Source organism: Streptomyces solicamelliae, assembly GCF_045348655.1.
In the GTDB taxonomy this organism is placed as follows: Bacteria; Actinomycetota; Actinomycetes; order Streptomycetales; family Streptomycetaceae; genus Streptomyces; species Streptomyces solicamelliae.
Genome location: NZ_CP160404.1, coordinates 514,200 through 534,745 on the forward strand (window position 1 = coordinate 514,200; position 20,546 = coordinate 534,745).

Here is a 20,546-nt window from a genome sequence, read left to right on the forward strand (position 1 = left end):
TGGCGTTCTCACGGGGGAGGCACCCATTGGTTCAGCTGATTCGGACCCGGGACGGCCGCGATCTCGCGGTGGAGGCGTTCGGGAATCCGCATGGCCGGCCCGTCTTCATGCTGCACGGCACCCCGGGGAGCCGGCTCGGCCCGGCACCGCGGGCGGCCGTGCTCTACCGGCTCGGGGTCCGGCTGATCACCTTCGACCGGCCGGGCTACGGCGATTCGGACCGGCTGCCGGGCCGGCGCGTCGCCGCCGCGGCGGCCGACGTGGAGGCGGTGGCAGACGCCCTGGGCATCGACGAGTTCGCGGTGGTGGGCCGGTCGGGCGGCGCGCCGCACGCGCTCGCCTGCGCGGCCCTCCTGCCGAACCGGGCGGTCCGCACGGCCGCCCTGGTCGGTCTGGCACCGCGCAACGCGCCGGGGCTCAACTGGTTCGACGGCATGACGGAGTCGAACGTACGGGAGTACATCAACGCGGCCGCGGGGCACCGGCAGCTGACGGCGGCCCTGGAGTTCCGGACACTGGCCATCCGCTCGGACCCGGACGCCTCGGTGGCCGACATGCACCGCGGCCTGCCGGCTGCGGACCGGGAGATCGTCTCGGACGTCGGCATCCGGTCCATGCTGGTGCGCAACTTCGCCGAGGGACTGAGCAGTTCCGCGGACGGCTGGGTCGACGACGTCATGGCCTTCAGCCATGACTGGGGGTTCCGGCCCGAGGACATCGCGGGTCCGGTCCTCCTGTGGCACGGCGAGAAGGACATCTTCGCACCGGTGCAGCACACCCGCTGGCTCGCCGAGCGGATCCCGCGCGCCGAACTCGTCGTCGAACGGGGCGCGGCGCACTTCGCCGCCCTGCGCGTGCTGACGAAGGTCCTGAGCTGGGCGACCAGGCCCGCATCGGGCGGGGACGAGGCGCAGCGCACCGGATGACGGTCGGGCCGCCCGGAAGACCGGACGGCCCGCACCCCGTACACCGGAAGGGTCACACCGGCTGCGGCTCCAGATCGCGGTTGACCCGCCGCCAGACCCGGGCGCCCTCGGTGATCGTGTGGTCGGCGCCGTACTGCTTCAGGGCGGGTTCCAGCGCCAGGGAACGCTGCTCCTGCGCCTCCTCCTCACGGCCCGCCGCGCGCAGCGTGATCGCCAGGTTCGAGCGGCAGACCAGCGCGTCCGGGTGATCCTCTCCGTACCGGGCGACGAGCGCGCTCAGGGTGCTGCGCTCCCACCGCTCGGCCTCGGCGATCCGCCCCACGTCGCCGTACACGTTGGCGAGGTTGATCGTGGCACTCAACGTGTACGGGTGCTCCGCGCCGAGCTTCTCCTCCAGCGCCTCGCGTACCGCCTCGCCCTCCCGCAGGGCCTCCTCGCCGTTCCCGACCCCGCGCAGATAGATCACGATGTTGTTCCGGCACGCGAGCGTGAAGGGGTGCTCGTCGCCCATGGCCTCCCGGTAGCCGTCCAGCACCTGCCGGGCCAGCTCCAGGGCCGCCCGCTTGTCCCCGACCGCCGAGTAGTCCGCGGCCAGGTTGAGGCCGCAGGCCAGCGCGTCCGGCACCCGTGTCCCGTACCGCTCGCGGTAGCGGTTGTACGTGACCTCGGAGATCCGCTTCGCCTCGTGCGGGCTGCCCGCCTTGCGCAGCGACACGGCGAGGTTCTTGTTGGTGCGCAGCACTTCGGGCACGTCGGGGTTGAGCACCTGCTCGAACGACTCGACCACTTCGCGCAGCAGCTCCACCGAGCCGCGGTAGTCGCCGGTCTCGCGCAGGTCTCTCGCGAGGTGCCCCTGGGTGGTGAGCGTGTACGGGTGCTCGGCGCCGCCCTTCACGCTGCTGCGCAGGTCCACCGTCTGCTCGTCGAGCAGCCGCGCCTCCTCGCTGTCGCCGTTGAGCCGCAGGTCGATGGCGAGGTTGTTGGCCGCCTTCAACGTGCTGGGGTGCTCGGGGCCGAAGGCCTCCCGGAAGCCGGCGAAGACCTCACGGTCGAGTTCCAGCGCCTCGGCGAACCGGCCGAGGCCGCGCAGATCCGCCGCGACACTGCCGGAGGTGGTGAGGGTGTTCGGGTGGCCGGACGACAGGATGCGCCGCTGACGGGCGCGGGTGTCGTCGTCCATCCGGTAGGCGTCCTGGTACAGCCCCTGCGAGCGCAGCGCGTTGGCCAGTTCGAAGCGCAGGTTCAGAGTGGTGCGGTCGTCGGGGCCGAGCTGCGTGGTCCAGGTCTCGTTGAGCTGGTCCCCGAGCACCCGTGCCATCTCCAGCTCGCCGCGCTTGAGCAGGTAGCGCACGCGGTCGACCAGCAGCTGCCGGCCCTTCTCCTCGTTGCAGTCGACGATGCCGGACGGGCCGAGGTGCGGCCAGATCAGCTCGAACTCCGGCCAGTGCTGGGGGTCGTTGACCTTGGGGGCCGCGTCGCCGGGTGCGGTGGGGCTCACTTCGGCGAGGATGTTGTGGACCTCGTGCATGGTCCGCTCCTGCTCCTCGGGCGAGAGCTGGGAGCGGACGGCGGCCTGGACCAGACGGTGGATCTGGATGCTGTTGTCGGCCGGGTCCACCTTCGCCAGGGCGAACCGGTTCAGCGCACGCGTTACCTTGCCCAGCACGTACCCGTCGCGCAGATCGGGGTCGTAGGGCAGCAGGTAGCCCAGCATGGCTGTGCTGCCGATGAGCTTCATCGAGATCGGCTCGGCGGAGAAGAAGGCGCAGAGTTCGAGCAGCCGCACCGCCGCCTTGGACTCGCCGCGGAGCCGGTCGATGGAGATGTTCCAGGTCGCGCCGATGCGCTCGGCGTAGTCCTCGGCCCGGCCGAGCGAGAGCACCTTCGTGGTCTGGGCCTTGAGCTGTTCCACGTACGCGTCGACGGGCGTCGCCGTCTCGGCGAGCCAGGCGGCGGCCACCTCGACGGCGAGTGGCAGGTCGCCGACGGCCTCGGCGACCCGCTCGGCGTCGCGGGCCGGCAGCCGGTTGACCCGTCGGCAGAGGTGCTCGACGCTCTCGGAACGGGTGAAGACGTCGACCTCGACGGTCTCGACCCGGCTGGCGGCGGGCCGGTTCCGGCAGGTGACCAGGATGTGGCCGTAGACGCCGTCGGACGTCCGCCCGGTGTCGTCGGGCAGCAGTTCCAGGACCTGGTCCAGGTCCTCGACATTGTCCAGGATCAGCAACCACCGGTTGTACGGGGTGCCGCGGCGCAGCGCCTGGAGGGCGGCGGTCGCCGCCTCGGTCACGTTGCCGTCGCCCACGAGGCCGATCTCGTCGGCGAGGTCGGCGAGCGACGAGACGACCCGGTCGGACTGCTCCGCCTCGACCCACCACACGAGGTCGTAGTCGGCGCGGAAGCGGTGCGCGTACTCACGGGCCACCTGGGTCTTGCCGACGCCGCCGAGGCCGTACAGCACCTGCGGAAGGCGGCGTCCGGCACGGCTCTCGCCGCGCAGTTGGTCACGGAGCCGCTCGAGGATCGAGGTGCGGCCGGTGAACCAGGCGTGCCGGGGCCGCACGTTCCAGATCCGGGGGGTGCCGCCGGGGAAGCGGGGGCCGCCCGGCGCGACGGGGGTCGTGCCCACGGCCTCCTCCCGGTCCAGGGCGGTCAGCAGCGTGGAGGTGGCCTCGTCGGAGTCGAGCCTGACGAGGTCGACGACGCCGCGGCTGCTCAGCGGCAGGCCCAGCCGGACGTCGCCGACCCGGACGGGCAGGAGCTGGCGGCGGCCGCCGGACGGGTCCTGGCCGATGACCGACTCCCACAGTGCCCGGGCGCGGTGCGAACTCAGGTACGACTGCGAGACGACCGAGACGACGCGGTAGCTGCCCGTCGCGGTGAAGTCGGCCTCGAGGTCGGCGAGCGGCATGGTGTGGGCGTCGAGCGCGGCGACCTTGAATCCGGCCCGGTTGAGCAGGGAGGTGAGCCAGTCGGCCCACATCTGGTCCTCGGCGACGTACGACAGCACGATGTTCGCGGGTGGCGCGGGCCTGCGGCGGGTGTAGGCGCTGACGTAGGCGAGGCGTTCCACCTCGTCGATGGACGGCATGGTGGTGACGACGCCGCGCGTGAGTACGGCGGTGAGCCGCTCACAGGCGGTGAGCAGCGAGCTGGAGACGTTGGGCGCGTCCCCGAACGCGGCGAGGATCTCCTCGTAGGCGTAGAAGGGCCGGTACGGGATCTCCACGCTCCCCCAGTACTGGGCGAGTTGCTCGGCGCTCATGTCGTTGGGCAGTCCGCCGAAGCTCTTGCGGGCGAGCGCGCGGCCGGCGTCGGCCTTCTCCTTCTCGCCGTCGTCGATGCGCATCGGCACGGGCAGGATCCGGATGCCCTTGTCGCCGAACCGCTCCTCGATGTCGCGGGCGACGGAGGAGGCGCCTTCGATGCTCTGGTCGCTGAGGGTGAAGCAGACGACCAGGACCTCGGGCATCTGGACGGTGCAGATGTCGGCGATGTCGCTGAGTCCGGTGCGGCTGTCGATCAGTGTGTAGTCGTAGTGCTTGCGCATGTCGGCGCGCATGGCGTCGAAGAACTGACCGCCCTGGAACCGCTCGTAGAAGTCGTCCCAGTCCATCTTGCCGACGGTCGCCTGGTAGTCGCGGTTGCGGCGGCCGGCGGACAGGAAGTCGAGGCTGCCGCCCCCGGGGAAGGCCCAGTTGAGAGAGGTGGCGTGCGGGCGGACCCGGGCGTACTCGCGGTGCCAGTCCCGCTCACGGTCGGCGGGCCGCCGGACTTCCGTCTGGTATTCGCTGATCAGGTTGATCAGCCCGGGCGTGGCCTCCAGGGCGGGCAGATCCAGAAAGGGGTGGAAGAACCGGTGTAAGCCCGGTGCCTCCAGATCCCAGTCGACCGCGAGCACCCGGTGTCCGTTGGACGCGAGGATCCATGCGGTGTTGGCGAGGGCCATGGTCCGGCCGGTCCCGCCCTTGTACGAGTAGAAGGTGACGACGGTCCCCTCACGGCTCGCGGTCATAACGGCGTGTCCTCCCCCTTCTCCGACGTGCTCGGTTTCTCGTCCGTGCGCTGCTGAACGGGTCGCACCGGGGCCTCGGCCCCGTAGCCGATGCCCTCCGGGAGCAGCCGGGGCAGCGGGATGCTGGGCCCTTCCGGTGGAAAGGTGCGGGCATGTGCCTTGTAGTGCTTCTCCGCGGCCTCGACGGCGCGGGGCAGTTCCTGGTTGAAGGCCTCCAGGGTGAGCAGTCCGCCACCGGGTGAGCGGTGTCCGGCGGATTCCAGCTGCCGGGGCGCCAGAGCGGCGTCGGCGATGTCACGCAACTCCGGTTCCCTTGACGCCGATTCGGGGTCCAAGCGGTTCCACGGGACCATGACGCTGATCCAGGGCCGGTCCTCGGCGCAGAGCCGGTCAACCAGCTCCCGGCCGTGACGGGTGGTCAGGGCCCAGCGGTCCAGGAGCAGCAGACCGGGAGCACTGGGTGGCCCGGAGGCGAGCATCCGGCCGGCGTCGGCGTCGAACTCGCCCACGTTCACCCGGTAGTCCAGGTTCCGCACCAGCTCGGCCGCGTGCTCCACCAGGGGGCGGGACGAGTCGGGCCGGTACGGGTTCCACTCCCGCGCGTGCGTCCCGTAGCAGTCGGGGCCTCGCTGGTCGGGCAGTTCGGTGCTGGAGCAGGCCAGGACGGAGACGTCCATCCGGCGGGCCGGGCCGGGCGGCCCGAACGCGCTGGGCACGGACAGATAGTCCCGGTGCGGGTCGCCGTCGGGCAGTCCCGTCTCCTCGGCGACCCGGACGATGCGCTTGGCGAGCAGGTAGACGGCCCGCTCGTACTGCTCGCGCAGGTACTTCAGCTTGATCAGTCCGTAGAATCCCTCGTCGGCGTACTCGTCGCCGAAGCTGGCATGGTTGAACTGCAACCGCTCGGCCGGCTGGGGCAGTTGTCGGGGCGGCACGGGCACCCAGAGCGCGGGCACGATCTCGCTCACGGAGTTTCCGTTCCCCCGCGACTGGTGGTTGACGGCCCGTTGGGTGAAGGCGAACCATTCCCGGCCGCACTGTTCACTGAGGAAGTAGCGGGGCGAGTAGAGCGGGACGAAGACCCTGCAGTAGGAGAGCGCCTCGGAGAGGCTCTCCTGCCAGCCCTCGCCGGGCTGCATCTGCTTGTCCATGAAACCCGCCGGAACTCCGGCGGGTAAGGAGGTCAACTGCAGTACGTGATCACACAGATCACGGTAGAAGTGCTCCACCCAGTGGTTGGGATCACGGTCGTTCGGGTGGTTCTTCGGCGTGTGCGCATAACTCAGAAAGAAATACGGCGCCGCACGATCACGGCTTCTGCCTTGGGCGATTCCTGACACGAACGACTCCCCCCGTCCATGCATGCGATGCCCAGTGTCCCTCAGAAGGGCCGGGATTCGGCAGCCTTCCCGCGCATTCCGTCCACGAAACGCTCACCAAGGGCGGAGAGGCCCGGGAGGGGGGTGAGCACCGGTTCGACAGGGGTGGTGCGACCGGCGTCCGGAGCGTACGCGGTGTCCGCGAGCCGGGCGTACGCGTCCTCGATCGTATCGAGAACAGGAGCCGTGGGTGGCGTGGCCAGGGTGCAGGAGTCGCGCAGCGCACGGAACTTGACGCGCTGGAACTCGCGGACCAGAAGCAGGGCCAGCTCCTCGGGCCGCTCGGGCGGGGCGATGCCGACCGTGCCGACGGCGTCGCGGGAGGATACCGCGGAGGCGTGTCCGTGGCGTCGGGTCAGCGGGGTGATGCTCCGCAGGCCGGCGGCGAGGGCGGGAGCGAACTCGGGCAGTCCGGCGCGGACGGTCTCCCAGGCCGCGGTGAGGTCCTCGGCCCAGTCCTTGGCATCACGTGGTGCGAGGCGGTCGGCCACGGCGACCCCCCAGGCATGGCGCAGCGGGTCGGTGTCCTCCAGGGCGACCGTCCAGCCGGGCAGGTCGACGAGGCGGACGGGACGCCAGTACGGGGAATCGCAGTCGAGGCCTTCGTCCCAGCCGATGTGCAGCTCGCGCCGGTCGGCGCGGACGATGAACTCGTCAGCGTGCGCAGTGACTTGGACGGAGCCGGTGTGGCCGTCCAGGAGGACGACGCCGAGTCCGGGGAGCCGGAGCAGTCCGCCGCCTGTGGGTGCGCCGTCGGCGGGTCCGCGCACGGGGACGGTGACGGCTGCGGGGTGTCGGGCCCGGAGGGCCGCGGCGGCGACGAGTTCGGCGAGCCCGGGTCCTGCCTGCCTGCCTGCACCGAGGACGTCGGCGGCCCAGGGACGGGTCCAGGGGTGGGCGAGGACGGTGTCGATCGCTTCGGGCGCCTCTGCGTCGAGGACGTCGAGGAGTTCCCAGGCCGCGTGTTCCACAGGATCCTGTGGCATCATGTCGGCCGCGCGCTCGCGGACTGCGTCCAACAGAGCAGCAGTCGCGAGGAGTTGGGCTCCTGCAAGTCGGGCGACACTGTCCGCGCTGCCGTGGCCGCGCGCCAGGGCGTCGAAGGCTGCGAGGTCTTCGGGTGTCTCTGCAGGCCAGGCGTCGAGGCCCCGCAGACGGGTGTTCTCGCGGTCCTGGACGGCGTACACGAGCGCCTTCAGATCGGGGCAGAAGACAGAAGGGTTGTCGAAGCCGGTGTCCTCGGGGGTGGCCCCGGTACGATAGCGATGGGCGTAGAGCCCGCCTCCGCAGGAGGTTACGACGGGACAAGCTCGACAGGCGGGGCTGAGGTCCTCGACGGTCTGCCGACGAGCGGCCATTCCCGGGTGGTTCAGGACCTCGTCCAGGGTGTTGCGGAAGACGTCCATGCCCGTGGCCGGCGCGCCGTCATACGCGGTCTTCAGGCTGTCAGCCTGCTCGAAAGTGCCATCCGTCTCGACGACCACCAGGTCGGCCGGGGTGAGGCCGAGTGATTCGATCAGGCTGCTCTCGCCGCGCAGGGTGCGGTGGATCGACTCGAACATGCGGATGCCGACGGGGCGTCCGGTGGCGTCCCAGCGCTCATGGATCGCGTCGAGCCACTCCGCGTAGGGAGCCGCGGACGGACCGGGGCGCAGGGGAGGCTCGTCCCACGTCGCGTGCGGCAGTAGGAAGTCGATGCGAGGCGGGTCGAGTTCGACGAGCGCATCATAGACGTGGACCGGGTTGTTGCGGACGTCGATCGTGCACAGCAAACCAGCGAACAGGTGCCGGTACTCGGGGCGGTTCAGGAGTCGGACGGCCTTGAGGACCTGGGCGTGGCTGGACCGGCCGTTCGCATAGCGGCGGTGTCGGTCGTTGGCTTCCTTGTCCCCGTCGAGGGAGATGCCCACGGTGATGCCGAGTTCGTCGAAGAGGTCGCAGAAGCGCTCACTCAGCAGGACGCCATTGGTGTGGATCTTCAGATCCAGGACGGTCGTCCCGTCCAGGGCGCGGTGCAGTTCCTCGGCCGCCATCCGGATTCCGGCAGGTCCGGCAAGGAGCGGTTCGCCACCGTGCAAGACTACATGGACGGCCGGGAGTTCGTGGCTGCGCGCGTGTTCGGCAATGCGTAAGGCCGTCTGGGCCAGGATCGTCCGGGAGATCATTCTGGGCCGGCCCCGCCAACTCGTGTCGGCGTGCTCGTACACATAGCAATGATCACATGCGAGATCACAACGACTGTGCAGCTTGACGACGAACTGAGTCAACGTGAGGCAAGGCCGGTCCATGGTAAACGCAGTCGGCTTCCGCTGTTACATCGCCGACTGGAAAGCCGCGTCCACCTGGGGGACCGGAGCAGTCGGGGGCGCAGTCAGGATCCGACTCAGAGCGGCGCTCGCATCCCCTCGGCCCAGCACGGACCCGCGCTGCTGCAGCGCGGCGCCGGAGCGGACATGCCGACGGGAGACGGTCCCGGGCTTGGTGGCCGCGGAGATGAGAGTAGTAGCCATGGATTGCCTCTCTTTGCTAGTGCTGAATCACAGCCCTGCGCACAGGGTAATTAAGTATGCGACTTCGGGCAGAACGCCACCCGCCAGGACACGTAACTTTCAGGGGCGGGTGAGGTTCTGTCGCCAGCCTCAGCGTCATCCGATCGTGTGACCGCGCCAGCCTACCGGTGCTCACCCACCACCTGTCCCGCGATCACCCAACACCGCTGCCTGCACGTCAAGTTGAGGCACCTGATGACCCGTCGGGCCCGGCAGGGAGAGTGACCGTCCCGTGACCGAGCAAGCCCCTCGGAACGGGGCTGCTCGGGGGCTGGAGCGACCTCTGCGAGGGGTGGGAAACGGGTGACGAGGGCGTCCCGCGCTACAGCAGTTCGGCGAGGCCGCGGCGGGTGGTGGCGAGGACCACGCGGTCGCCGGGTTTGAGGACGTAGCCGGGGTGCAACTGCCACACCAGGTGGGGCTGGTCGCGGTGGCCGTTCTGGCGGGTGGTGCGGTCTTCGGGGGTCGTGGTCTCCAGGGCGATGACGCGCCAGGCGCCGGGGCGGAAGGCCTCCGCCACCGTGCGGCCCTGCAGGAGGGCGTGACCCGCCACGTCGAGGGCGGCGAAGAGCAGGACGCGGCGTTCCACCGGGATGGCGCCGAGGATCTGGCGGCCCATCATCGCCGCGGCGAACGACGGTGCGGCCAGGTGGGAGACGCTGCGGCTGCGGGTCAGCCCCTCGGGGTGGGCGGCGCGGAGGGTGCGGTACACCGCGGTGGCGAAGTCGTCGTCGTACAGCCGTAGCGCGACCTTCAGGTCCGGCTTGAGGGCGCGGGCGGCCAGCGCCGCCTCCAGGTTGGTGATGTCGATGCTGGTCAGGGCGAGGAGGGCGTGGGCGCGGTGGATCCGCGCGGCCTCCAGGACGCCCTCCTCCGTGACGTCGCCGACCACGGTCGGCACCCGTAGCCGTCGGGCCAGGGCGATCCCGCGCGCCTCCGGGTCGGCCTCCACGCAGACGACCTGGATGCCGAGGGAGCGAAGCCGGGCGAGGACGCGGGTGCCGACCTTGCCGAGGCCGAGCAGGACGACGTGGCCGGAGAGCGCCCGCGAGGGGCGGCGCAGCGAGGTCGCGGAGCGGAAGGTGCCGAGTGCCTCCAGGAGTCCGGCGACCAGGACGGGCAGGACCAGGAGGCCCGTGAAGCCTGCCAGGATCTGCAGGATCTGACGGCTGACCGGCTCCTCGACGGCCGGGTCGCCGATGGCGAAGATGTCGAGGAGGGTGAGGTAGGCGGCGTGCAGCGGGTGGTCGCCCGTGGTCAGCCATGTGGCGACGGCGATGGACGCCACCGCGGCCACCACTCCCGCCAGTGAATAGCGGAACCGCCGGGAGAACAGCGAGGCGACGGGCAGGAAGCCGCCACCGCCCGCGCGGGTGGCCGACGCGGGGCCGTTCGGGGCGGTGTGGCTGATCGCCTCCAGGACGACCGTGCCGCGCCCGGTGGCCGCGGCGACGGCGCGGTCGTCGGGCAGCAGCTGCGGTCCGTGCCGGCCGCTGGCGTGCGAACCCTCGATGCCCGCCGGGTCGTTGGTGGTGGCCGACAGCAGCGCGAGGGTGCACAGGCCCGGGTCGGTGAGCTCGCCGTGGGCCGGCGGCGGCCGGTCCACGGCGCGCAGCAGCAGCCCGCCGGCCTGGACGACCTTGCTGGTCCCGGCGACGGCGGTGGCCGCGAGGGCGGGCGCCGCGGTGTCCGCGTCGGAGAGCACCGTCGTGGTGGCGTCCAGGGCCTCCGGGTCGAGGCCGGGCTCGGCGACGGCGGCGGCCTGGTCGAGCAGGTTCTCCAGGTGCTGGCCGAGCTTGCGGTTGTAGAGGCGGATGACCAGGCGCAGGCGCGGGTTGAGCCGGCGCGCGGCCAGAGCGGCCCGGATGTTGACCTCGTCGTCGTCGTGGACGAGCGCGAGGGCCGCGGCCCGACGGACGCCCGCCTGGAGGAGGACGTCGTCGTCGAGGCCGGCGGCCTCCATGACCCGGATCGGCCGGACGGGGCCCGTGGTGGTCGTGGCGGACGCGGCAGTTCCGCCCGCGTCCGGTCCGGCCGCGGCCGTATTCCGCGTCACCGCGGCCGTCACCCGGCCGAACAGGGCCATCGCCCGGCCGGGGCGCGGCGCCGTGGGTTCCTCCGGGGCGGGGGTCGTGGCGGGGACGACGAGGGTGACCAGTTCGCGGTAGGCGTCGCTGAGCTCGCTCGCGAGCCGGTGCGCGAGCACGTCGTCGCCGCACACGATCATGTGACCGGTGGGCGCGGGCCCGCCCGGCCGGTCCGCCTCTCCACGGGCCGCCGGCCCGCCCGAGGGCGCGCCGAAGCCCCCGTCGTACGGGTCCCGGGGCGGCGGCGGTCCGGGGGTGTCCGCGGCGCCGGGCCGGCCGCCGGGCGCCGGGCCCGGGGTCGCGGCGGGTACGGGCGAGGTCCCGTCGGGGGCGGCGGCGGCAGGCGACGGACCGTCACCCGGTCGGCTGGGGTGCAGAAGTGACGACACGTGGACAGCATGCCTGGTCCCGCCCCGTGACGTGCGGGGTATCCCGTGGCCGGCCGGGTACGCCCCACTACGCCGGTCGGCGCACTCCGTCCTGCGGGCGGGACGGACCCCTTCCTACGGTGACTGAATGATCGTCACCTCAGCCGTTCGTCATGCCGCCGCCGGCGCCACGGCGCTCCTGCTCGCCCTGCAGGCCCCGGCAGCCCTGGCCGCGACCGTCGCCGAGCCGACTCCCCCTGCCCGCTCCTTCGTCGACCCGGCGCAGCTGTACCGGCCGGGCCCCCAGGTCCAGCGGCTGCCGGGCGCTCCGGCACTGCCGGACGACGTCTCGGCCCAGGCATGGGTGGTGGCCGACGTGCACTCGGGCGAGGTGCTGGCCGCGCGCGACGCGCACCGGCGGCTGCCGCCGGCGAGCACGCTCAAGGCGCTGTTCGCCCTGACCGTGCTGCCGAACCTGCCAGCCGACCTGCGGCACAAGGCGACGGAGGAGGAGCTGAAAGGGATCGGCTCGGGCAGCAGCCTGGTCGGCGTGAAGGAGGGGTACGAGTACAAGGTCTCCGATCTGTGGAACGGCGTCTTCCTCGGCTCCGGCAACGACGCGGTGCGGGTGCTGGCGGCACTGGACGGCGGCTGGGACGGGATGGCGCGCAAGATGCAGCAGAAGGCGGAGGCGCTCGGCGCGCGGGACACGCGGGTGGTGTCCCCGGACGGGTACGACGCGCCGGGCCAGGTCTCGTCCGCGTACGACCTGGCGGTCTTCGGCCGGACCGGGCTGCAGAACCCGGACTTCGCCCGTTACTGCGCGACTGCGTACACGAGCTTCCCCGCCGGCGGCTGGTCGTACGGGATCCGGAACACCAACCGGCTGCTCACCGGGGAGGGCGGGGTGGCCCGCTATCCGGGCCTGATCGGCGTCAAGAACGGTTACACCAGCGGGGCGGGCAGCACGCTGATCGCGGCCGCGCAGCGCGGCTCGCGGACGCTGGTGGTGACGGTCATGAACCCGCGGTCGGGCGGCGGGCTCGCCGTGTACGAGGAGGCGCGGCGGCTGCTCGACTGGGGCTTCGAGGCCGCGGGGAAGGTGCGGCCGGTGGGCTCGCTGCGGCCGGGACCCGCGCGCGGCGACGCGCAGCAGGCCGCGGGCCCGAACCGGCCCGCGAGGGCCCGTGAGACCGTCCGCCGGACGGCCTCGCCCGCCGAGGAGCCGGGGGACGGCGGCGGCTTCGCGCTGGGGTTCGTCGGCTCCGCGCTGGCGGCCGCGGCGGGCCTGTGGTTCCGGAGGCGCAGGAACGCGGGAGCGAACACCGACGGCCAAGGCTGAGGCCGACGCCCAAGCAGACAGCCGGAGCCGGGCAATCGCCCGAAACGCCGGGGCCGGGTCCGCTCAGTTCAGTGCCCCAGCGAGCGCTTGAGCTCGGCCTTGTTCATCTTCGACCGGCCGTGCAGGTTCCGGCGCTGTGCCTCGGCATAGAGCTGGTCGTAGGTCGGCCCCTGGGAGCCGCTGTGGGAGCGCAGTCCGCCGCGGCGCGACGACGACATGTCGTCCAGCGACTGCTTGCTCGCCGTCTTGGACTCCCCGGCCCGTGCGCGCTCCTTGTTGACCGTGCGGGCGGCGATCTCCTCGGCGCGCTCGCGGCTCTCGCCGCGTTCCAGCGCGCTCTCCTTGATGTGCTCGTACTGCCGCTCCCGTTTCGGGCTGGATCCGCGGGGCATGACCGTCTCCTCTCCGTGTCGTCCGTGTCGGCGTCGCATGACGTTCAGCGGCTACCCGGAGGGGCGGCGATCAGGCACGCCGACGACGGAGAGCTCGAACCAGACCACCTTCCCGTCACCGCGAGGCACCGAGCCCCACGCGTCGGCGAGCCGCTCCACCAGGTACAGGCCGTGCCCGGAGGGGTGGCCCGCCCGATGCCGGCCGTGCGGGCGCGGCGGGACGGGGCTGGTATCGCTGACCTGCACCCACAGCCGGTCGCCGGAGCGCTGCAGCAGCAGCTCGTACGGGGTGCCGCCGTGGGTGTGCGCGTTCGTGACGACCTCGGAGACGAGCAGCAGGACGTCGTCGACGGCCGCCCGCCGCGCGGAACCGTCCCGGCCGAACCACTCCTCGAGCACTTCGGCCGTCCGGTCCCGGCACTCCCCCACGCTCACCTGACCGTCGGCGAGCGGGATCCGGCGGGTGGTCGACGCGTACCTCACCTTCCGTTCCTCGCCCATGCGCTGCGGGTACCCAGAGAGAGGCTTCGAACCACCTCATAACGGGCATATTTTGTTCAGGAACCTCGTACGACGGACCCCGTCGGAGGTGCCACATGTCAGGTTCCGCAGTACACAGCCCCGCACCCACCCCTACGCCCGCCGCCCCCGAGTCCCCGGTGGCCGTCCGCAGGCAGGCACTCGGCGGACTGTCCGAGATCGACCGGCCGACGGACGTCGGCACGCGGGAGGCACAGACGCTGTCGACCGCCCTCTTCGCCCGTCTCGAGGAGCTGGAGGAGGGCACCCCTGAGTACGCGTACGTGCGCAACACGCTGGTGGAGCTCAACCTCAGCCTGGTGAAGTTCGCCGCCCGCCGGTTCCGGAACCGCGCCGAGCCGACCGAGGACATCATCCAGGTCGGCACGATCGGCCTGATCAAGGCGATCAACCGGTTCGAGCCGGGGCGCGGAATCGAGTTCTCGGCGTTCGCGCTGCCGACGATCGTCGGCGAGATGAAGCGGTTCTTCCGTGACACCAGTTGGTCCGTCCAGGTGCCGCGTCGGCTGCAGGAGCTGCGCATCGACCTGGCGAAGGCGGTCGACTCCCTGGAGCAGGAGCTGGGGCGGCGGCCCACCAGGGCGGAGCTCGCACGGCACCTGGGCACGGACGAGGCGTCGGTCGCGGAGGGCGAGCAGGCGGCGAACGGCTATGCGGCCCGTTCCCTGGACACTCCGCTGGGTGACGACGAGGACGCCTTCAACGGCCTGCTGCGGCACCTGGGCACGGAGGAGCACGCGTACGGGCTGATCGACGCGTTGGAGTCGCTCAAGCCGCTGCTCGCCCGGCTCGACGCGCGCGACCGGGAGATCCTGTCGCTGCGCTTCGGCGCGGAGCTCACCCAGGCACAGATCGGTGCGCGGCTCGGCCTGTCCCAGATGCACATCTCGCGGCTCCTCGCCCGCATCCTGGGCACCCTGCGCGACGGACTGCTCCAGGACGCCCCGGCCGAGGACACCCCGCAGTAGGCCCTACGGCCCCGCGATCTCCAGCCACACCACCTTGCCGCGCCCGTCCGGGCGCGGCTGCGCGCCCCAGCGGCCCGCGAGCAGGTCGAGGACCATCACGCCATGGCCGCCGGGCAGCGAGGCGGGGCGCGGGGCACCGCGCCTCGGCGGTTCGGGGCTCGCGTCCGCGACCTCCACGCGCAGCACGCCGCCGCGCCGGCGCAGCACGAGCTCCTCGGGGCCGCCGGCGTGCAGACAGGCGTTGGTGACGACCTCCGACACCAACAGCAGGACGTCGTCGGCTCGTTCGCCGGCCTCCGGGTCGTGGGCCGGGGTCCAGCCCCAGTCGGCGAGCGCCCGGGCGGTGAAGTCGCGGCAGCGGGTGACCGCGTGCTCGGCGCCCCGGAGTTCGAGCCGGCGCACCCGGTCGGGCTCCGCCGTGTCCCGCGTGTCGTCGTCGGCCATCGGGGTCATCGCTGTTCCGGCCGCCGGTCCGCGGCCGCGAGCGCGGCGCGCAGGTCGTCGTGGACCGTGAAGACGGTACGGGCCCCGGTGATCTCGAACATCCGGCTCACCGGCGGCCGCAGGTCCGCCAACTCCACCCGGCCGCCCGACTCGTGCGCCTGGAGCCGGGCTCGCAGCAGGGCGTTGAGGCCGGTGGAGTCGCAGAAGGTCAGGGCGGCGCAGTCGACGACGATACGGGGCGCGCCGGCCTCGATCTGCTCGTCCAGCGCCGTGCGCAGCGGGTCCGCCGTGTCGTGGTCGAGCTCCCCGGTGAGGGTGAGCACGACCACGCCGGACCCGGCCGTCACGTCCACGTCGAACCGTCCGGAATCTCCGACCATCCGCCGGCCCGCCTCCTTCGTCTGCTGCCTGTCCCTCCCCTCGACTATCGCGCCGATGGGGCGGGGGTGCGAGCGGCGGTCAGCCCGCCGCCTCCGCGGGGGCGGGCGGGGCGACGGCGGCGGTGCTGCGTCCGACGTAGTGCTCCGCGGCGTGCACGGCCTCGCGCGCCGTGCGCTCGCCCATCAGGACGCACAGGGTGTAGGCGGTGTCCTCGAAGCGGCGGCGGATGCCCAGATCTCCGGGACGCGCCAGCACGATCCGCTCCTGCGCCCGGTAGTGGTGCAGCAGTCGGTCGATCGTGTTTCGGTCGGGCAGCAGCATCATGTCCTCCTGGCTGGACCCCCGCTGCGGCCATCTTGGGGCCGATCGGCCGCCCCCGCGAGCCGGACGGGCACGCTCCGTGACCCTTTGGCCCCTACACACCCTCTGACGTGCGGAAACACCTCACGTCGGGCACCTGGACGGGCCGGAATCCTGCGGATGCGAGAGCTCGCGAGGTGACGGAGAGTGTCCCTATGGAGACCCGAGAAGGCGCATCGCTGCGCGTCGTGGTCGTCGGCGCGACCGGGAACGTCGGCACGAGCGTGGTACGCGCGCTGGCCGCGGACCCCAGGGTCGGCTCGGTACGGGGCCTGGCCCGCCGCCGGCCCGCCCTGGAGCTGCCCAAGACGTCCTGGGACACCGTGGACCTGACCGACGACGACGCCGGCCCCGCGCTCACGCGCCACTTCGCGGACGCCGACGCGGTCGTCCATCTGGCCTGGCGGTTCCAGCCCACGCGCGATCCGGTGACGACCTGGCGGACCAATGTGCTGGGGGCGCTGCGGGTGTTCGAGGCGGTGGCGGCGGCGCGCGTGCCCGCGCTCGTGTACGCCTCGTCCGTGGGCGCGTACACGCCGGGGCCCAAGTCCGGCCCGGGGGTCACCGAGGCATGGCCGACGCACGGCTGGCCGGGCGCCGCGTACTGCCGCGAGAAGGCGTACCTGGAGCGGGTCCTGGACGCGTACGAGCGCGAGCACCCGGAGATCCGGGTGGTACGGATGCGCCCCGGTTTCCTCTTCAAGGAGGAGGCGGCGAGCGAGCAGCGCCGGATCTTCGCGGGCCGGCTGTTCCCCGGGGCGCTGCTGCGCCCGGAGCTGATCCCGCTGGTGCCGGACCTCGACGGGCTGCGCTTCCAGACGCTGCACACCGACGACGCGGCGCAGGCATACCGGCTCGCGGTCCTCGCCGACGTGCGCGGTGCGTTCAACCTCGCGGCCGAACCGGTCGTGGACGCGCGGCAGTTGGCGGGCCTGCTGGCCGCGCGGACGGTGCGGCTGCCGGACGCCGCGGTCCGCGGGGCGCTGTCCGCGGCCTGGCGGCTGCGGCTGGCCCAGGCGTCGCCGGGGCTGTTCGACGCCGTGCTGCGCCTGCCGGTGATGTCCACGGAGCGGGCCCGCCGTGAACTGGGCTGGCAGCCCACGACCAGTTCCCTGGAGGCCCTGGAGGCGTTCCTGCGCGGGGTGCGCACGGGCTCCGGCGACGCCACAGCGCCTCTGGCGGGCCGCCGCTTCGGCTGACCGGCGGCGGTGCGGGATAATGCGGCCATGCGCATCTCAGCCAGGGCCGACTACGCCGTGCGTGCCGCGCTGCACCTCGCCGCCGCACAGGACGAGGGCCCGCTGAAGGCCGAGGCCGTCGCGGACGCGCAGGGCATCTCGCACAAGTTCCTCGAGGGCATCCTCGGCGACATGCGGCGCGGTGGGCTCGTACAGAGCCAGCGCGGCGGCAACGGCGGGTACTGGCTGGCGAGGCCGGCGTCGGAGATCACGGTCGCGGACGTGATCCGGGTGGTGGACGGCCCGCTGGTGTCGGTGCGCGGGGTGCGGCCGCCGGAGCTGGCGTACACGGGTCCCGCGGAGTCGCTGCTGCCGCTGTGGATCGCGGTACGGGCCAATGTGCGCCGGGTGCTCGAAGGGGTGTCGCTGGCGGACGTGGCCACGGGCAACCTGCCGGCGGAGGTCTCGGCGCTCGCGGACGCGCCGGAGGCGTGGACGAACCCCTGACGCCCGCCTGCCGGTGAACCCCGCGTCTCACCATCTCACCAGCATCATCTCACCAGCCGGGATCACGGTGTCCGCGATACGAACCACCCCTGGAGACCGCTCCCTTCGTCATGACAGTATCCCTACTATTCCAGTGGGAAAACTGGGGATCGCGGGCGAAGGGGGAGCGGAGGACCATGCGAGGCGATGCTGCGGCAGCGGACTGGCGACGCGTCACGCGGGAGGTCGCCGACGACCTCGCCGCCGACGCGCTCGCCCGTGACCGGGCCGGCAAGCCCCCGCACGACGAGGTCGCGCGGCTCCGGGAGGCGGGGCTGCCCGCCCGGCTCACCCCGCCGGCACCGGGCGGGCGGCGCGGGGCCGCGCTCCCCGCGGCCTGCGCGGCGCTCCGGGAGCTCGCCGCGGCCGACGGCTCGGTCGGCGAACTCCTCGCCCACCACTACGCGTTGGCGTGGACCTCGCAGCTCCTCGCCACGCCGGAGACCGGCACGGCCGAACCCGTGGACCGGGCGGCCGCACGCGAGGGCTGGCTGCTCGCGGGCGGCGTGGAGCCGTCCCGTACCGGCGGCCCCGACCTGGTCGCCGCACCGGCCGGCGCGGGCCATGTCCTGGACGGCAGGCGGTACTTCGAATCCGGGGTCACGGTCGCCGACCGGCTCGTCGTCGGCGCCCGCTGTACCGGCACGGGTGACCTCCTGGCCGTCCTCGTCGACCCCGCCGACCCGACCGTGTTCGTCGAACCGGCCACCGACCGCGTCGGCCGGCGCGTGTCCGGAGCCGGCACCGTCACCTTCGACGCCTCCCCCGTCGCCGCGGCCCGGGTCCTCGGCCGGCTGCCGCGCGACGAGCACGCCGTCGCCCCGTACGCCGGCCTCGCCCCGCTCGTCCAGGGGCTGCTCCTGGTGCAGGTCGCGCTCGGCGTGGCGGAGGGCGCGCTGGCCGAGGCCCGGGACGTCAGCCGTGCCGCGCACGCCGCGCCCCTGCCCGAAGGAGCCTCCTTCGCGTCCCGCGACGACGATCCGTACCTGCCGCTCGCGTACGGCGAACTGGCCACCGCCGCCCACGCCGCCGCGTCCGTCGCCGCCCACGCCACCGACGGGCTGGCCCGCGGACTGGCAGCGGGCCCCGGCCTCGCCGTCGAGGAGCGCGCAGAGCTCTCCGTCCTGGTCGCCGCGGCCGAGGCGGTCACCGAAAGGGCGGCCCTGCACATCACCACCCGCGTCCTGGAACTCGTCGGCCCGGAGGCCACCGACGGCGCAACCGGCCTCGACCGCTTCTGGCGCGACGCCCGCGCCCTGACCGCCGACCACTCCTCCGCGCACCGGCTCCGCGCGATCGGCGACCACTACCTCAACGCCGGTCTGCCCCTGGCGGGTTGAGCCGTCGGGCGCCGGCAGGAGCCGAACGGCCGTCCGGCGGCGGCAGAGCCGAGCGGGCCGTCCGACAGGGTCTTTCGGCCCTCTCGCGGGACGGCCGGACGCCCCATCCTGGAAGGAGCACGCACGGTACCGGGCACCGACTACCGTGCTGCAGACACCGCACACGAGCGCCTGGAGGTCGGCCGCATGAGTCTCGAGATCGTCGCCGGAGTGGACGGATCCGCGGAAAGTCTCGCCGCGGCGCACTGGGCGGCCCGCGAGGCGGGACGGCGCAAGCTGCCACTGCGGCTCGTGCACGCCTGGCTCTGGCAGCCGCTGGACCTGCCGCTCGAACAGGACCGCAGCACCCAGGCGCGGCTCGCCGAGGACCTGCTCAAGGACGCGGAGTCCTCGGTCGTCGCGGCGCACCCGGACGTCGCGGTCACGGCGGAGGTCGTGTCCGACACGCCGGTCGCCGCCATGCTGGGCCTTGAGGAGCAGGCGGAGATGCTGGTCATCGGCTCGCGCGGGCAGGGGCCGATCCTCGGCTTCCTGCTCGGCTCGTACGGGCAGCAGATCATCGCCGGCGCGAAGCGGCCGGTCGTCGCGGTCCGCTCGCGCCACGCCGAAGAGGAGGCCGGGGCCTCGGCGGACGAGGGCGACGTCGTCGTCGGACAGCTCGGCACATCGGAGGACAGCGCCCCGGCGCTGCGGTTCGCCTTCGAGGCGGCGGCGGCCCGCGGATCCGGGCTGCGTGCCGTGCGGGCATGGAGCCTGCCGCCGCTGTACGCGTACAGCCCCGGCTCGATGCGGCTGGCGGACGACGCGGGCGGTCTGGTGCCGTTCGAGGAGAAGGCCCTGCACGAGGCGCTGGTCCCGTGGCGCGAGCGGTACCCCGACGTGCGCGTGACCGAGCACGTGGAGATCGGCAGCGCGGGCCAGGTGCTGCTCGCCGCCTCCGCGTCGGCGTCGCTGCTGGTCGTCGGCCGGCGCGCCAAGCGCGGCGCGATCGGCCCGCGGATCGGCTCGGTCGCCCATGCGGCCCTGCACCACGCGGACTGCCCGGTGACGGTCGTCCCGCACGACTGACGCCCGGCGGGCCTTCTCGGCGTACCTCCGTCCGCGCGGCTCCGGGTGCCGTCCCCGCGGGGCGCGCCGAGACTGGGGCGCATGCAGCAGCGCGACGACGAGTACGGGGCGCGGGCGGCCCGGCGCCCCGGCTGGCGCGCTCCGGCGGTGGCGGGAGTGCTGGCGGTGACCGGATGGGCCTGCCTGGTCCCCGCGGAGCCGTCCGGGCCGGACCGGGGCGAGGTGCCGCCCGCCGGTCCCCCGGGCCGTGCCGAGCCGCACCTCGGCACGGCCGAGCGGTACGCCGAACAGCTCGTCGCGCTGGTCAACACCGAGCGGCTGCGGGCGGGTTGTGATCCGCTGCGCTCGTCGGGGCCGCTGCGTGCCGCCGCGCAGGCGCACGCGGACGACATGGCGGCGCGCGGCTACTACGAGCACCGCGACCCGGAGGGCGCGGACGGCGGGGACCGGATCACGGCCGCCGGGTACGACTGGCGCGCCTGGGGCGAGAACATCCACCGCGGCCCGAAGACCCCGGCGCGGGCGATGCGCGACTGGATGGACAGCGCCACGCACCGGCGCAACGTCGTCAACTGCGGGTACAGGGACGTGGGCGTGGGCGTCAACCTCCGCTCCAACGGCCCCTGGTGGGTCCAGGTCTTCGGCGCGAAGGGCTGACGCCCC

At 72.9% G+C, this 20,546-nt stretch carries 17 protein-coding genes; 8 read left to right on the forward strand and 9 right to left on the reverse strand.

Annotation, left to right across the window (positions count from 1 at the left end; all coding sequences use genetic code 11):
* Positions 1–26 precede the first annotated feature (26 nt).
* Entirely contained in the window at positions 27–926 is a 900-nt protein-coding gene (locus ABZO31_RS02515; protein ID WP_406859202.1) for an alpha/beta fold hydrolase, read from the forward strand.
* Positions 927–978: 52 nt separating this feature from the next.
* On the opposite strand, the gene fxsT is transcribed toward ABZO31_RS02515, so the two are convergent.
* From fxsT to ABZO31_RS02535, 4 genes are all read right to left on the reverse strand, one after another.
* Positions 979–4,941: an FxSxx-COOH system tetratricopeptide repeat protein gene (gene fxsT / locus ABZO31_RS02520; RefSeq protein ID WP_406859203.1), complete on the reverse strand. Its 3,963-nt coding sequence runs from the start codon at positions 4,939–4,941 to the stop codon at positions 979–981.
* Positions 4,938–6,305 (reverse strand): TIR-like protein FxsC, encoded by a 1,368-nt coding sequence (locus ABZO31_RS02525; protein ID WP_406859204.1) that lies wholly within the window; start codon positions 6,303–6,305, stop codon positions 4,938–4,940. Before ABZO31_RS02525 ends, fxsT begins: the two co-directional genes overlap by 4 nt.
* A 17-nt stretch (positions 6,306–6,322) precedes the next feature.
* Positions 6,323–8,608 (reverse strand): FxsB family cyclophane-forming radical SAM/SPASM peptide maturase, encoded by a 2,286-nt coding sequence (locus ABZO31_RS02530; RefSeq protein WP_406859205.1) that lies wholly within the window; start codon positions 8,606–8,608, stop codon positions 6,323–6,325.
* Positions 8,609–9,191: 583 nt separating this feature from the next.
* Positions 9,192–11,096 carry an NAD-binding protein gene (locus ABZO31_RS02535; RefSeq protein WP_406865237.1) on the reverse strand — a complete coding sequence of 635 codons (1,905 nt, stop codon included), beginning with the start codon at positions 11,094–11,096 and terminating at the stop codon, positions 9,192–9,194.
* Positions 11,097–11,472: 376 nt separating this feature from the next.
* Between ABZO31_RS02535 and ABZO31_RS02540 the strand changes: the two genes are divergently transcribed.
* Positions 11,473–12,666, forward strand: a complete 1,194-nt coding sequence (locus ABZO31_RS02540; RefSeq protein ID WP_406859206.1) for a D-alanyl-D-alanine carboxypeptidase family protein — start codon at positions 11,473–11,475, stop codon at positions 12,664–12,666.
* A gap of 68 nt (positions 12,667–12,734) precedes the next feature.
* On the opposite strand, the gene ABZO31_RS02545 is transcribed toward ABZO31_RS02540, so the two are convergent.
* Together ABZO31_RS02545 and ABZO31_RS02550 are read right to left on the reverse strand one after the other, a co-directional pair.
* The gene (locus tag ABZO31_RS02545) at positions 12,735–13,058 is read right to left on the reverse strand and encodes a plasmid stabilization protein (RefSeq protein WP_406859207.1); all 324 of its coding nucleotides are present in this window, start codon (positions 13,056–13,058) and stop codon (positions 12,735–12,737) included.
* 51 nt (positions 13,059–13,109) lie between these two features.
* Positions 13,110–13,559: an ATP-binding protein gene (locus ABZO31_RS02550; RefSeq protein WP_406859208.1), complete on the reverse strand. Its 450-nt coding sequence runs from the start codon at positions 13,557–13,559 to the stop codon at positions 13,110–13,112.
* A gap of 95 nt (positions 13,560–13,654) precedes the next feature.
* Between ABZO31_RS02550 and ABZO31_RS02555 the strand changes: the two genes are divergently transcribed.
* Positions 13,655–14,566, forward strand: coding sequence for a SigB/SigF/SigG family RNA polymerase sigma factor (locus ABZO31_RS02555; RefSeq protein WP_406859210.1), 912 nt, complete (start codon positions 13,655–13,657; stop codon positions 14,564–14,566).
* 3 nt (positions 14,567–14,569) lie between these two features.
* On the opposite strand, the gene ABZO31_RS02560 is transcribed toward ABZO31_RS02555, so the two are convergent.
* The 3 genes from ABZO31_RS02560 to ABZO31_RS02570 all read right to left on the reverse strand — a co-directional run bounded on the left by ABZO31_RS02560 (position 14,570) and on the right by ABZO31_RS02570 (position 15,715).
* Positions 14,570–15,019, reverse strand: coding sequence for an ATP-binding protein (locus ABZO31_RS02560; protein ID WP_406859211.1), 450 nt, complete (start codon positions 15,017–15,019; stop codon positions 14,570–14,572).
* Complete coding sequence (locus ABZO31_RS02565; RefSeq protein WP_406859212.1) at positions 15,016–15,390, reverse strand: STAS domain-containing protein; 375 nt, start codon at positions 15,388–15,390, stop codon at positions 15,016–15,018. Before ABZO31_RS02565 ends, ABZO31_RS02560 begins: the two co-directional genes overlap by 4 nt.
* A gap of 79 nt (positions 15,391–15,469) precedes the next feature.
* Positions 15,470–15,715, reverse strand: a complete 246-nt coding sequence (locus ABZO31_RS02570; protein ID WP_406859213.1) for a DUF5133 domain-containing protein — start codon at positions 15,713–15,715, stop codon at positions 15,470–15,472.
* A gap of 191 nt (positions 15,716–15,906) precedes the next feature.
* Between ABZO31_RS02570 and ABZO31_RS02575 the strand changes: the two genes are divergently transcribed.
* From ABZO31_RS02575 to ABZO31_RS02595, 5 genes are all read left to right on the forward strand, one after another.
* On the forward strand, positions 15,907–16,950 hold the full coding sequence (locus ABZO31_RS02575; RefSeq protein ID WP_406859214.1) for an NAD-dependent epimerase/dehydratase family protein: 1,044 nt from the start codon (positions 15,907–15,909) through the stop codon (positions 16,948–16,950).
* A gap of 27 nt (positions 16,951–16,977) precedes the next feature.
* Entirely contained in the window at positions 16,978–17,436 is a 459-nt protein-coding gene (locus ABZO31_RS02580; RefSeq protein ID WP_406859215.1) for an RrF2 family transcriptional regulator, read from the forward strand.
* A gap of 176 nt (positions 17,437–17,612) precedes the next feature.
* Positions 17,613–18,815, forward strand: coding sequence for an acyl-CoA dehydrogenase family protein (locus tag ABZO31_RS02585; RefSeq protein WP_406859216.1), 1,203 nt, complete (start codon positions 17,613–17,615; stop codon positions 18,813–18,815).
* A 186-nt stretch (positions 18,816–19,001) separates the two neighbouring features.
* Positions 19,002–19,883, forward strand: coding sequence for a universal stress protein (locus ABZO31_RS02590; protein ID WP_406859217.1), 882 nt, complete (start codon positions 19,002–19,004; stop codon positions 19,881–19,883).
* Positions 19,884–19,964: 81 nt separating this feature from the next.
* Complete coding sequence (locus tag ABZO31_RS02595) at positions 19,965–20,540, forward strand: CAP domain-containing protein (RefSeq protein ID WP_406859218.1); 576 nt, start codon at positions 19,965–19,967, stop codon at positions 20,538–20,540.
* Positions 20,541–20,546 lie beyond the last annotated feature (6 nt).